Below are 12,550 nucleotides of genomic sequence, written 5' to 3' on the forward strand. Positions count from 1 at the left end.
GCACCATCTTAATTAACGCTAAACCTAGATGGTCTCGAAATAATGCGTTCGGAATGAACAAGTTGGTCGACAAACACAGCACCGTTATAGGTCAACGTTTTGAAATCCAAAGGGAACTTGAGGCAAACATAATGAAAAATAAAACTCAGCCGTACTTAGCAGGCCGCTTCTTCGACAGTATCTCATCTGGCTTGTTCATGATGGCACTGCCATGGGTCATGCTTTCCGAGCCCAAAATGGGCACATTCGTCGCTTTAGTTTCTCTGAGCTGCACCGCGATTTCTTTTCTAGCAACGCCTTTCTTTTCCACTTTAATTGACCGACATTCACGCAAAGTACTACTCGTGCTCAATCAATGGATTCAATCGGGTATGGCTTTGGTGGTGTTCATTGCTTATTGGTTAGGGTTTGAGTCACACTGGTTGCTGGCTTTGCGCAATTGGTGTATTGGGTTTCGAGTAATTTTGCATGGACGACCAACAATGCCTTCACCCAAGAAAATTATCAGCACCATGAGTATGCGAAAATTTCGGGTCAGCAAGAAATTGTAATGCAATCCACGACCCTCGGAGCTGGCGCGTTGGGTATTGTTTTGCTTGAAATGTGGGGCATGAAAGAGTTTGCTTTGTTTGCGGCCAGCGCCTCTGCGTTAGCAGCGATGTTCTATATTCTGACGCCTTATACTCAACAATTAAGGGCATCAAAATCCGTTGCTTTCATCGCGCAACTCAAAGAGAGCAAACAAATATTCCGTCTCGAACCCCGATTTTATGGCTTTATTCTGCTCTCTTGCCTCTCTTATCCTGCATTGACGTATTTGAGCAAACTGGTGCCGATTTGGTTTTCTGAACAAGGCATCTCTGGCGATTGGTTTGCAGGGTTCAACATCAGTTTTGGCCTCGGCTCGTTGCTAACCGGCTTCATTGTCACCAAAGTGCTAAGCCGTGCCTCCCATAGCCACATTATGTTTGCTTCGATGGTCATGGTATCTCTGGCGTTTATCGGAATGAGTTTTGCGATAAGCCCGTTGACCATCTTATTGTTTACAGCTCTGTTTGGTGTGTTTAACGCACTAAATCGCATTGCAAGAGTCAACTGGATGCATCACACCGTAGCGGTTCATCAACGTGGTCGTGTTGATGGCGGCATCAGCATGTTTTCCACCACCATTCAATCTCTCAGTTATGTATTAATCGCGATGTTGAGTCATTACGAGCTAACACAATACGGTTTTGCAATAGCAGCTGTTGTCATGGTGTTAGCAGTGGTATTGATGGGATTACTCAGCCGAGACGTCGAGCAGTTTAACGACATGCCCCTTCATGCAGCGGCAAAGTGAAGCATAGAAGTTGAGAAATTGAAAAAGCGAGATAAGAAGATAACCAAAATCGTCTTCCTAACTTTCTACACCAGTACTTTTTCCTCTATCGCTCATCAGCAAGGTTGGGTATTCTGAGGTGACCAACATGAGCAGAAGGAATTCGCAGTGAACTTAAGACAATTGGAAGTCTTTTACGCCATTATGCAAGCAGGAACGGTGTCTGGTGCTGCTCGCTTACTGCACGTTTCCCAACCTAATGTCACTCGAGTTCTCGCCCATACTGAACAACAACTGAGCTTCGCTTTATTTGAGCGTGTAAAGGGGCGTCTCGTTCCCACTCAAGAAGCCAAAGCCTTATTGCCAGAGGCAGAAAAGGTCTATCAACAACTCGGACAATTTCGCTCTCTGACCAACAAAGTCAAACAGGGAACTCAACATTTACGAGTCGGTGCCCCGCCTGTTTTGGCTGCGCACTTGTTAGCGCCGACTGTCGCGTTGTTGTCGAAAGAACACGGCATCTCCTTTGAGCTCTTAACGGCCAATCGCGATGAGCTGTGCTCCGGGTTGCTGAAACATGAATTGGATGTCGCCATCGTGTTCGGTGAAGAAACACCACCAGCGATCATGGGGCACGTATTATTGAAAGAAAACTTAGCACTGATCGCTCCTAAAAGCGCAGCGATACCCGTAGAAAAGACCGTCATTTTAGAAGAACTCATCAGTCACGATTTACCCATTATCGGTTTAGATAGTCGAGACCCTCTGGGCTTGCTGTTGCATCAAACCTTGTCAGCGCGTGACGAGCATTATCAACATGCCATCACCGTACGCAGCTACTCCGCAGCGGCTGAACTGGTGAAACACCAAGCAGGGTTCGCCATTGTAGACCCATGGACTGCAAAACAATATCGCCAAGATAATGCCGTCTCCGTGCATGCTTTGGAGCCAAACATGTCCTTCTCTGTCTCTATTTTATTCGCAGAGCACACGCCTCAATCCATTGCGACAAAGCAATTTATCACCGCCCTAAAACAACAGATGGTTTAAAGGTATAACTTGAAGTTATATCTGCCCAACAAATAAGCATTCGGTTTCCTAAATCAGTCTGGCTACATTAATGAGCAATAACGATGACGAAGGGAACCATCATGCAAATTGCTCAACCTTACCTACTCTTTCTTGGCGATGTAACCGATCCACTCGCAGCAAAAACTGCGCGTGGCATTTACCAATGGCGACCTGAGATTTGTCTTGGCCAAATCCGCCTGACGCCAGAAACCGTATCGCTTGGTTTAACCGACATGACACTACAACAAGCGCAGCAGCAAGGAGCAAAAACGCTGGTACTTGGCACAGCAAATCCAGGAGGCGTCATTCCCGAAGCTTGGCAAGCAACCTTACTTGAAGCGGCAGAAATGGGATTTGAAATTGCATCGGGCATGCACCAACGTTTGGCGGAATTTGCTCCTCTTGCCGCTCTAGAACAACGCGGATTAACCAAACTGTATGATGTTCGCCATTATGATGCACCGCTCAAGGTCGGCAATGGCAAAGCACGCGCAGGCAAGCGAGTACTTACTGTAGGGACAGATTGCTCCGTGGGCAAAATGTATTCTGCCCTCGCCATTGAACACGCATTAAAGCGTAAAAACTGTCGCGCAGAGTTCAAAGCAACGGGTCAAACGGGAATTCTCATCGCAGGCAGTGGCATTTCAATTGATGCCGTAGTTGCCGATTTTATCTCCGGCGCAGTAGAAGCGATCAGCCCCGACTTCACCGACCACGATTGGGACATCATCGAAGGGCAAGGTTCATTATTTAACCCTTCGTTTGCTGGCGTAAGTTTGGGCTTACTTCACGGCGCACAAGCGGACGCTCTGGTACTGTGCCATGAGATTGGTCGCCCGCACATCCGCAACTTACCACATGCGAGCTTGCCAACCATTAAACAAACGATAGAAGCGAATCTGGCCGCTGCTCGCCTCACAAATGCAAAAGCTCAATTAGTGGGTATTTGCTTAAACACTTCGGCGATCAGCGAAGAAGATGCAGCCCAGCTATGCCAGGATTGGAGCGACAAATATCGGGTGCCCGTCACCGACCCTGTGCGTTTTGGCGTAGATGCGGTTGCAGATAGGCTCCTTACGATTTAAGAAACATTTACGGTTTAGAAAATAACTGCGGTTTAGGGAAAACTAGTGAGATGAAAATTCATGTAGAACCCGTCACGATTGCTATGGCGACACCATTTCGCATCTCTCGCGGCAGTCGGACAGAGTGCCACGTAGTCCGCGTGACAATTGAACACCGAGGCATGATCGCCCAAGGAGAATGCACGCCATACCCTCGTTATGGTGAATCAGTTGAATCGGTAATTAAGGCGATTTCTCACGCCACGCATGAACTGCAAAGTTTGTACGCCAAAGGTGACGCTGATGTGATGGCTCTCAAAAGCCAGCTTCAATCATTATTGCCCGCAGGAGCGGCAAGAAATGCGTTGGATTGCGCCCTTTGGCATCTTCTTGCGCTTTTGAGCCACAAGCAACAAGTTCACGACCTCTTTACGTTACCCGAGGCGATTGTGACGGCGATGACGGTTTCTATCGACACGCCGCAAGCGATGGCAAAACAGGCGCAAGCTTACCTTAGCCAAGGCGCAAAACTGCTTAAGGTAAAACTGGATGATGAAAACGTGATTGAGCGCGTTGCAGCAGTACGCGATGCCGCGCCGCACGTACAAATTGTCTTAGATGCGAATGAAGCGTGGCAAAACCTCGACCTCGCGACGGTATTTGATCAACTCGAACCGTTTAATATCATCATGATCGAGCAACCGCTGCCACAAGACCGTGATGACGTACTCGCCAGCATTCCGCACCCCATTCCACTTTGCGCCGATGAAAGTTGTCACACCAGGGAGCAATTGCATCAACTGCTTGGCAAATACGAGATGGTGAACATTAAGCTAGATAAAACGGGCGGGCTCAGTGAAGCATTATTGCTGGCCGACGATGCAAAAGAACTCGGTTTTAGCCTCATGTCCGGTTGTATGTTGGGGACGTCGCTGGCGATGCGTGCTGCGTTACCCATTGCTGCTCAGGCGAGCGTTGTCGATCTTGATGGCCCGGTGTTGCTCGGACAAGATATAACGCCGAGCTTAGTTTATCGCGACGGCGAAATCGTTCTTTCCAAATAGCCTAAACAATCCAGAGGTTTTGCTCCAAAAGTCAGAACCTCTGAGTTTATGATCTCGATTAAAAAACAATCAGCCCCATCATGAAATAAGTCACATAAATTATATGGTTATTACGGCATGCTAAGATTACAGTAGTCCAATAAGGTGGTCTTATGCATCGAGTCATCCGGAAAATGACATGGAAGACGAATAGGCGGTAATCCCGCCCTACTCCAATGCAGTGCGTGGGTTTCTCTAACAACCCACTTCCTAGCAATTCGTAGGTTTTTCACGCCATCTTGCAAGGAGGCTCTATGCCTATAAACAAAATACGCAATATCGCTTTCGTCGGCCAAACCGGGACCGGTAAAACCACGCTGATAGAAAAACTGCTCTTCACCTGCGATGCCACTCACCATTTAGGCAGCGTAGAAAAAGGCGATACCGTTACCGACTTCGACCCTCAATCCATCCAATATCAACACAGTATTGAAGCAACGCCAGTCGCACTGCGCTGGAATAAACATCGGCTCAATATCATCGACACTCCGGGACAAAACGAGTTACTTGGCCGTACGATCAGCGTCTTTCCTGCCGTTGAAACATCCGCCCTTGTCATCGACCCTCAAACACCACTAAACCAAACTTCCGATCGCCTATTCACCTTTGCAAAAGAGCAGCAAAAATGTCAGATGATCATCATCAATAAGCTCGATAACCACGGTAATCAGTTAGAGAGATTGATGGAGAACATCGTTGAGCATTTTGGTGACCACTGCTTGCCGATCAACTTACCTTCGACTGACGGGGAATCTGTAGTTGACTGCTATTTCGAACCAGAATTGGGACGAGAAACCTTACTTGCGACGGTAGATGAAGCTCATGAGACCTTGATTGACCAAGTTATCGAAGTCGATGAAGAACTGATGGAACTGTATCTGGAACAAGGTTCCGAACTCACCGCAGAGCAACTACATGATCCGTTTGAAGAAGCACTGAGAACTGGACATGTGATTCCGGTCTGTTTTGTCTCAGCACAAACCGGCGCGGGCGTCGAGCTTCTGCTTCGTACCTTGGCGGAGATCATGCCCATGCCAAACGAAGGTAACCCTCCTCTATTGGAAAAGAACGGCAAAAAAATCAAAGTAAATTGCGAAACCTTAGAGCACACCGTCGCACACGTGTACAAAGTCAGCGTCGACCCATATATGGGAAAACTTGCCTACTTACGTGTGTATCAGGGTGAAATCAATGCGGGCAGCCAGCTTTATATTGGCGAAAGCAACAAGGCATTTAAAGTTGGGCACTTATATCAACTGCAGGGCAAAGATAGAACCGAGATCCCTCGCGCGCTTGCCGGCGACTTCTGCGTTTTAGCCAAAGTGGATGATCTCGAATTCGATTCAATCGTTCATGACTCTCACGAAGAAGATGGTGTTCAACTCAAGACGTTGGACCTTCCTGACTCCATGTATTCTTTGTGCTTGAAGCCTCTTAAGCGTGGAGATGAGCAAAAATTAGGCGATGTACTGAATAAAATCGCCAGCGAAGATCCTTCGCTGCGCATCGAACATCGCGCTCGCACCAACGAAACCATCATCAGCGGCCAAGGGGAATTTCACCTCAAAGTCGCATTAGAAAAGATGGCGAACGTGTACAAGCTGGACGTCGAAACCTGCCAACCAAGCGTCGAATACTTTGAAACCATCACCAAACCTGCCGAAGGGCATTATCGACACAAAAAACAAAGTGGCGGTGCAGGCCAGTTTGGTGAAGTGCAATTGAAGGTTCGCCCACTCGAGCGCGGTGCCGGATTTAAGTTCATCAACAAAGTGTTAGGTGGCGCAATTCCAACCGCGCTTATTCCCGCGGTCGAAAAAGGTATTTTACAAGTACTCGAAGAAGGGGCGATTTCTGGCAACCCAATCAAAGATGTGGAAGTCACCGTTTATGACGGTAAATATCACTCCGTCGATTCGAAAGAAATTGCGTTTGTCATCGCAGGTAAGAAAGCCTTTTTAGATGCGATCAACAACGCTGATCCTATTGTGCTGGAGCCCATTGTCCAAATGGAGTTACACGTCCCAACCACAAACGTCGGTGACGTGTCTGGGGATTTGTCAGGTAATCGAGGATTAATAGAAGGCACCGAACCGATCGATAGCCAATTCACGTTGTTGAAAGCCAAATCGCCAGTAAACGAGTTGCAAGATTACGCTCGTCGATTGCGAGCTATCACGGGTGGTGAAGGCAGTTTTAGTATGACTTTGAGCCATTACGAGCCCGCGCCACCAGCAGTGCAAAAACAAGTCTGCCAAGGCAGTGCTCAACAAGGTTAATTCCCTAAGATTCAAATCAATCAAATAAAAAAGCGCCCTCAAAATGAGGGCGCTTTTAGGTAAATTAAAATTTATTTATCGAGAGACAAACCGATCTGACTGATTTTGCTTTCAAACTCTTCGATGCTGTTCGCTTTGTAAGTCGGAGCACCGTTAAAGTAGCGCGGTTTCTCTGGCAGCATCGCATTTTTCAGCTCTTGTTCTTGGTCGATATTGTCATGATAAACCGTTACACGATTTGGAATATCCTGCTTTATTACAGCCATATTGGTTCTCCTTGTTTAAATCGAATATTAAGCGTAGAACGTGGTTAACGATGCGTAAAAGCCACTGTGCAAAATTTAGACACCAGCGACAATTTTATACTCAAACCATTGCATTATTTTGTTTCAATGTTCTCTTTAAGTATTCTTGGAGCACACACCTTTCGCGTTTAAGGTAAGTGAAGATTCCACCATCAAAAGACAGGATGTCTCATGTCAAAGCAAGAGCTTAACCAGATGGGCAGTGCCAAAGTTTATCTGGTAGAAAAACACGGCATTTCATTCATTGAAAAGCAGCAGGTAGAACAGGTTGAGGTCGCTTTTTATCAACACCAGGCTAAACCATTCAATGAACTTGGCATTCTTGTACCTGAGCTCATTGATTACGATCACCAACAAAATACGTTACGAATCGAGTATATCCCGCACTCTGTCAATCAAGAATTCCTGCTTGAAGAGCCCCGCGTGATAGAACAACTAGCTAAAATACATAGACTATCTCCGACATCAGATGGTGTTTATCATCCTCATCAGTGGACACAACCAGCCACTTCCCAAGCTTTAAGCACGCTCAAACTAGACGCAAAAACAGAGCGGTTCTTTTATCAGCTACAAGAGCAATCCGGCCCGCTTTTCAACACCAAAAATTTGATCTCTGGAGACACCAATGCCGGGAACTGGGGGCAACGAGATAATGGCGATTTGGTGCTGTTCGACTGGGAACGTTTTTCGACAGGGCATATCGCGATAGACTTAGCGCCACTAGTCAAAGGCATGGGCACATTCGAAGATTATCTTGGTGTGGCGCATACCTATACCAAGACGGCAAAGCAAAGCGATGCGAGTAATTTAGCAAGAACGATTGCAATAGCTAAAACGTGGATGGTGGTAGAAGTGGTGAATATACTGGTCTCGAGACAGAACACTCAGACCAGTAAATACATTGACTGGTTTAAACAAACCTTACCGAAATGGGCAAAAGATCTTAGCGCTCAGATGACGAATTAGGTTCGGATATTTGATACAAACGTCTTTCAGGCTCTGCACAAGAGGTTTCACAATTGCACACCTTATCAACACCGACATTATTCAATCCGCCACAACTCCCTTGAATACGCTTGTTGTGGAAAATGACGCCAAGCGACATCAACAAAATGATTGCGAGAAAACCAAGAAAGGTAAATAACCAAACCATATTAACCTGCCTTATTAGCCATCGTCTTTAGCCTAAGTATAGCAGGGCGAGAAGTCACTTTAAGTAGCCCTGTTGGTGCTTTCGGTCTTGCCAGCAAGGAGAGTTTGGATTTTTTGCCACCACAACCACAGGAACCGCAACCGCCTTTTGGCTTGTGAGCACTTTTCTTATGATTGTTTGAGGGACGACCTTGAGACGGCTCAATGAGAGGCTCTCTTGGAACCGCAAGTACATCTTCCAATGAGCTACGGGTAGAAAGCCTGAATACTTGCGTGCCACTACGAAGTAATTTGGCTAATGCGCGTTCACCGATATTTCGTACAAGTACAGCATCCACATTGTACTCTTGCAGAGACTGAATTAACTGAGACTTCGCATTGCAACCTGCTTGTGGCATCGAAGCAATGTTCGCTAAGTTTTTTAGCATACCGTCAGTATCAGAATAAATAGCAATATATGGTGCTTTAACAAAGTGGTTTGCCACCCGCTCACCATCATTAGGAATAGCATAAATCATAAGTTTGACTCCTCATCCGGAAAAACTAATGCATGACCTTCAACTAAACTTTTTGCGACTTTCAATCTTGCACTTTTTACTGTGTTACCAAAAGTTTGTCTAGAGATGCCCATCTGTTCAGCAGCTTGCTGCTGGCTAAGACCCTCTAAATCGGCCAAACGCAGTGCTTCTAGCTCTTCTGGTAATATGGCGACTTGCTCCAACTGATGAAATGGCACGCCATTGGGTTTGAAACAATGGTGTGCAGCACGTCCGCATATTCGTCTTTCTATCTTTGGTCTTGCCATCATTATCCCTCGAAAACACAGGGTCAAATTACGCCTTAAACTGGCATATGCCAATAACATTTTTAGCATATGCCAATAAACTAAGTTTGCAAAAATCGACACGATAAATACGTAAGACATCAGGATTAATTAGACATCTAAGAATTGACAAACTTTGGTGACAAACGAGCAAAAAGATCAATTCTAATTATCTAGATAATAAAAACGTTAGTTTGCGCAGACTTTTCATACAAATACGCGCTAATGTATTCATTTTATTGGAGAAGAAAAACTATAATCCGATCAAATCATTCATTTGAACACTAATGATTATTTTATTAAAAGGGTGTCTACCTAAGTAACTATAAAGTGCAGGTCGACCACATTGAAATGAGCCTAAAGCGTAAAACAATAGGTGGAGGACCTATCGAACCACCAATCATTACTTGGTCTACGATCCCAGCCATTCTTGCTGAATCACGTCTCTTGAGGGCACCTAGATATATCAGAAAAGGAAGTAAATATGTCTGACTCGAATTGGCTCAGCGAATTCCCAGAAATGGATCGCTCTGATCTTAGAGCTATTCGCAAAACACTCGATGGCGCCTACCGAGATTTCTCTCGTGAATATGGTGAACTTATCGAGTCTCTCTTTGATCCGCTCCTTTCATTTCTTGTCTGGTTTGAAAAACTGCTTATTTCAACACCTTGGGTCGTTGTTTTAGGCGTCTGCACCGCCCTCGTTTATGCCGCTAGTCGCTCTTGGAGACTGGCCATCGCATGTTTTGGCTCACTTATCCTGATTGGCTACTTCGGCATGTGGGAAGACACAATGCGCACGCTCAGTATTATCACGGTGTGTACCATGCTGGCAATCACACTCGGGATCCCTATCGGCATCGCTATGGCGCGCTCTAATCGTATTCAGTCTGTTGTGACGCCATTACTCGACGTCATGCAGACCATGCCGGCATTTGTGTACCTCATCCCAGTTGTTATGTTACTCGGGATCGGCAAAATTCCTGGCCTCATCGCAGTAGTAATCTACGCGATTCCACCTGTTATTCGTTTAACTAATTTGGGTATTCGTTTGGTGGATAAAGAAGTGTTGGAAGCCGCAACCGCATTTGGTGCCAGCAGTAAACAGCGGCTTTTTGGGGTCCAACTTCCGCTCGCAATGCCAACCATCATGGCGGGAATCAACCAAACGATAATGATGGCACTGTCGATGGTTGTCATCGCATCGATGATTGGGGTAAAAGGTTTGGGCCAGCCCGTTCTTAAGTCGATTACCAATCAATATTTCACTCTTGGTCTTTTAAATGGTCTAGCCATTGTCGCCCTAGCGATTCTTTTCGACCGCGCTTCACAAGCGTATGCGAAACGCACTCAAGCCCATCTAGGAGATTTAAAGCATGACTAGTCCACTTATCGAAATCAGCGGTCTGTATAAAATCTTCGGCCCCAAACCCAACAGCGTGATTGAGCGCGTCAAGTTGGGACATAGTAAAGAACACGTGTTGGCGGAAACGGGGCACACGGTCGGGCTAAAAGACATCAACCTCCAAATTAAAAAGGGCGAGATTTTCGTCATCATGGGTTTATCCGGTTCAGGAAAGTCCACCATGATTCGCCACTTCAATCGCCTAATCGATCCAACCAAGGGACAGATTTTGGTGGAAGGGGTAGATGTCATGCAGCTTTCTAACAAGGAGTTAGAGCAGTTTCGTCGTCATAAGATGTCGATGGTGTTTCAACGTTTTGGCTTATTGCCTCATCGCACTGTTATCGACAACATCGCTTACGGTTTGGAAATTCAAGGAATAAGTAAAGAAGCGCGCTTATCAAAAGCAAACGAATGGTTGGATACCGTTGGATTAACGGGTTATGAGAACCAATACCCCGCTCAGCTATCAGGTGGTCAGCAACAGCGTGTGGGCCTTGCACGGGCACTGGCTACCGACGCCGAAATACTGTTGATGGACGAGGCTTTCTCAGCATTGGACCCTCTGATTCGGAGCGAAATGCAGGATCAGTTAATAGAACTGCAACAGCAGTTACACAAAACGATTGTTTTTATTACTCACGACTTAGATGAAGCATTGCGCCTTGGCGATCGCATTGCGATCCTTAAAGACGGTGAGCTTGTCCAACAAGGTTCACCAGACGAAATATTGCTGCATCCTGCCGATGAGTACGTTGAAGCCTTTGTAAAAGACGTCAATAGAGCGCGAGCATTGACGGTTGAGACTGTGATGCAGCCACCTTCATATCGCATTGCCACTAAAACCATTGAAGAAGCGCTCAGTGAGATGAAACGTGTAAAACGTGATTATGCTTATCATGTAACCGATTCAGGCTATCAAGGCGTGATAACGCAACAAGGGTTACTAGACGCGACGAAGTTAGCTCACCCCCCAAGCTGGGATGATGATATCTATGAAGAAGTGCCTATCATCTCTCCCCATTCAGCCATTGAGCAAATATTGACTGAAACCATGTCGTGCGAATACTCACTGCCCGTTGTCGATGAGCATGGTCATTTGAAAGGTGAACTAGAGCGTCGTACTGTTGCTGATCTATTCGCTTATGAAGACAGCACAAAACGAAGCACCTCGCGTTCAAACATCGATAAGGCCTCTTAACTGATTTAATAAAACAGCTCACAGCAATGTGGGCTGTTTTCACTATCTCTGCCCCCCACCCCTCTAGATATTTATTTGTAGACTCAAGCTTGATATCCCAATCAACATTTACATTGTTCTGATTTTCCTGACAATTTCATGCTCATATTCGGTTTTATTGACATAGATAGATCATTCTATTGCTTTTTGATGACGCAAATACCTGATAAATGTCTACTATTACTCTCATACAAAATCTTGATTTAAAGAGGGATAAAATGAAAAAAACAATGTTGGCACTAACAGGCGCGGTAATCATTCTTGCAGGCTGTCAAGATGAGAAACCTGCCGAAACAAGCGCAGTTGAAGTACCTCAAGCGACGGAAACTGAAGTCACTACTAGCGCAGAAGTTACTACAGAGACAATTGACACGCTGCCAGTAGCAGAAGAACAAGTCATCACTGAAGAAACATTTGTAGACTCTGAGCATAACGCACAAAATGCCCTGGACTGGAACGGCACATACAAAGGTACGCTTCCATGTGCGGATTGTTCAGGTATCGACATGACCATCACACTAAATCAAGATGGCACTTACGTACTTGAAGAAAGCTACCAAGACAAAGAAGACGGTCAGTCAAAGTCTGAAGGCCAATTCACTTGGGATGCAAACGGCAGCATCGTAACGTTGACAAACGAAGATGCGCCAAACCAATTCTTTGTTGGTGAAAATGTACTTATGAAGCTAGACATGAATGGCGAAAAAGTAACAGGTGACCTAGCATCGTTATACAATTTAGCGAAACAACAATAAGTCAATATCGATACCTGATAAATAATCTAAATCCG

The 12,550-nt window shown here is 45.8% G+C and carries 12 protein-coding genes and 1 pseudogene; 9 read left to right on the forward strand and 4 right to left on the reverse strand.

The features are described from left to right. The first annotated feature begins 131 nt into the window (after positions 1-131). The 5 genes and pseudogenes from NL643_RS12945 to fusA all read left to right on the forward strand — a co-directional run bounded on the left by NL643_RS12945 (position 132) and on the right by fusA (position 6,835). A pseudogene (locus tag NL643_RS12945) lies at positions 132-1,339 on the forward strand (MFS transporter). A 147-nt stretch (positions 1,340-1,486) separates the two neighbouring features. Beyond that, on the forward strand, positions 1,487-2,368 hold the full coding sequence (locus NL643_RS12950) for a LysR family transcriptional regulator (protein WP_253644545.1): 882 nt from the start codon (positions 1,487-1,489) through the stop codon (positions 2,366-2,368). A 101-nt stretch (positions 2,369-2,469) separates the two neighbouring features. Next, the gene (gene dgcN, locus NL643_RS12955; RefSeq protein WP_253644579.1) at positions 2,470-3,474 is read left to right on the forward strand and encodes an N-acetyltransferase DgcN; all 1,005 of its coding nucleotides are present in this window, start codon (positions 2,470-2,472) and stop codon (positions 3,472-3,474) included. Positions 3,475-3,524: 50 nt separating this feature from the next. Beyond that, the gene (dgcA, locus tag NL643_RS12960) at positions 3,525-4,517 is read left to right on the forward strand and encodes an N-acetyl-D-Glu racemase DgcA (protein WP_253644546.1); all 993 of its coding nucleotides are present in this window, start codon (positions 3,525-3,527) and stop codon (positions 4,515-4,517) included. A gap of 293 nt (positions 4,518-4,810) precedes the next feature. Next, the gene (gene fusA / locus NL643_RS12965; protein WP_253644547.1) at positions 4,811-6,835 is read left to right on the forward strand and encodes an elongation factor G; all 2,025 of its coding nucleotides are present in this window, start codon (positions 4,811-4,813) and stop codon (positions 6,833-6,835) included. A 71-nt stretch (positions 6,836-6,906) separates the two neighbouring features. Here the strand turns inward: fusA and NL643_RS12970 are convergent, their stop codons facing one another. Next, positions 6,907-7,101, reverse strand: coding sequence for a hypothetical protein (locus tag NL643_RS12970; protein ID WP_053808086.1), 195 nt, complete (start codon positions 7,099-7,101; stop codon positions 6,907-6,909). 210 nt (positions 7,102-7,311) lie between these two features. Between NL643_RS12970 and NL643_RS12975 the strand changes: the two genes are divergently transcribed. After that, a complete protein-coding gene (locus NL643_RS12975; RefSeq protein WP_253644548.1) occupies positions 7,312-8,106 on the forward strand; it encodes a phosphotransferase in 795 nt (264 codons plus the stop codon). On the opposite strand, the gene nqrM is transcribed toward NL643_RS12975, so the two are convergent. From nqrM to NL643_RS12990, 3 genes are read right to left on the reverse strand one after another with little or no spacing between them, the layout of a single operon-like run. Continuing rightward, a complete protein-coding gene (gene nqrM, locus NL643_RS12980; protein WP_005392671.1) occupies positions 8,084-8,293 on the reverse strand; it encodes a (Na+)-NQR maturation NqrM in 210 nt (69 codons plus the stop codon). The two genes, NL643_RS12975 and nqrM, sit on opposite strands and share 23 nt — an antisense overlap. 1 nt (position 8,294) lies before the next feature. Next, positions 8,295-8,810 (reverse strand): NifB/NifX family molybdenum-iron cluster-binding protein, encoded by a 516-nt coding sequence (locus NL643_RS12985; RefSeq protein WP_253644549.1) that lies wholly within the window; start codon positions 8,808-8,810, stop codon positions 8,295-8,297. Then, entirely contained in the window at positions 8,807-9,097 is a 291-nt protein-coding gene (locus NL643_RS12990) for a DUF134 domain-containing protein (protein WP_243328123.1), read from the reverse strand. Before NL643_RS12990 ends, NL643_RS12985 begins: the two co-directional genes overlap by 4 nt. A gap of 502 nt (positions 9,098-9,599) precedes the next feature. Here NL643_RS12990 and NL643_RS12995 point away from each other — a divergent pair. The 3 genes from NL643_RS12995 to NL643_RS13005 all read left to right on the forward strand — a co-directional run bounded on the left by NL643_RS12995 (position 9,600) and on the right by NL643_RS13005 (position 12,515). After that, positions 9,600-10,499, forward strand: coding sequence for a proline/glycine betaine ABC transporter permease (locus NL643_RS12995; protein WP_134645422.1), 900 nt, complete (start codon positions 9,600-9,602; stop codon positions 10,497-10,499). Further along, on the forward strand, positions 10,492-11,721 hold the full coding sequence (locus NL643_RS13000) for a glycine betaine/L-proline ABC transporter ATP-binding protein (RefSeq protein ID WP_253644550.1): 1,230 nt from the start codon (positions 10,492-10,494) through the stop codon (positions 11,719-11,721). The genes NL643_RS12995 and NL643_RS13000 overlap by 8 nt, the downstream gene beginning before the upstream one ends. Before the next feature lie 257 nt (positions 11,722-11,978). Continuing rightward, positions 11,979-12,515: a copper resistance protein NlpE gene (locus NL643_RS13005; RefSeq protein ID WP_253644551.1), complete on the forward strand. Its 537-nt coding sequence runs from the start codon at positions 11,979-11,981 to the stop codon at positions 12,513-12,515. Positions 12,516-12,550: the final 35 nt, after the last annotated feature.

Origin of the sequence: Vibrio sp. Y42_MX_L11 (genome assembly GCF_024181785.1) — a bacterium.
Taxonomy (GTDB): domain Bacteria; phylum Pseudomonadota; class Gammaproteobacteria; order Enterobacterales; family Vibrionaceae; genus Vibrio; species Vibrio diabolicus.

Coding starts and splice junctions, on each gene's coding strand:
- NL643_RS12995 (WP_134645422.1), top strand. CDS start 9,600: ATGTCTGACTCGAATTGGCTCAGCGAATTCCCAGAAATGGATCGCTCT.
- dgcN (WP_253644579.1), top strand. CDS start 2,470: ATGCAAATTGCTCAACCTTACCTACTCTTTCTTGGCGATGTAACCGAT.
- NL643_RS12975 (WP_253644548.1), top strand. CDS start 7,312: ATGTCAAAGCAAGAGCTTAACCAGATGGGCAGTGCCAAAGTTTATCTG.
- NL643_RS12970 (WP_053808086.1), bottom strand. CDS start 7,101: ATGGCTGTAATAAAGCAGGATATTCCAAATCGTGTAACGGTTTATCAT.
- NL643_RS13005 (WP_253644551.1), top strand. CDS start 11,979: ATGAAAAAAACAATGTTGGCACTAACAGGCGCGGTAATCATTCTTGCA.
- fusA (WP_253644547.1), top strand. CDS start 4,811: ATGCCTATAAACAAAATACGCAATATCGCTTTCGTCGGCCAAACCGGG.
- dgcA (WP_253644546.1), top strand. CDS start 3,525: ATGAAAATTCATGTAGAACCCGTCACGATTGCTATGGCGACACCATTT.
- NL643_RS12985 (WP_253644549.1), bottom strand. CDS start 8,810: ATGATTTATGCTATTCCTAATGATGGTGAGCGGGTGGCAAACCACTTT.
- NL643_RS13000 (WP_253644550.1), top strand. CDS start 10,492: ATGACTAGTCCACTTATCGAAATCAGCGGTCTGTATAAAATCTTCGGC.
- NL643_RS12990 (WP_243328123.1), bottom strand. CDS start 9,097: ATGGCAAGACCAAAGATAGAAAGACGAATATGCGGACGTGCTGCACAC.
- nqrM (WP_005392671.1), bottom strand. CDS start 8,293: ATGGTTTGGTTATTTACCTTTCTTGGTTTTCTCGCAATCATTTTGTTG.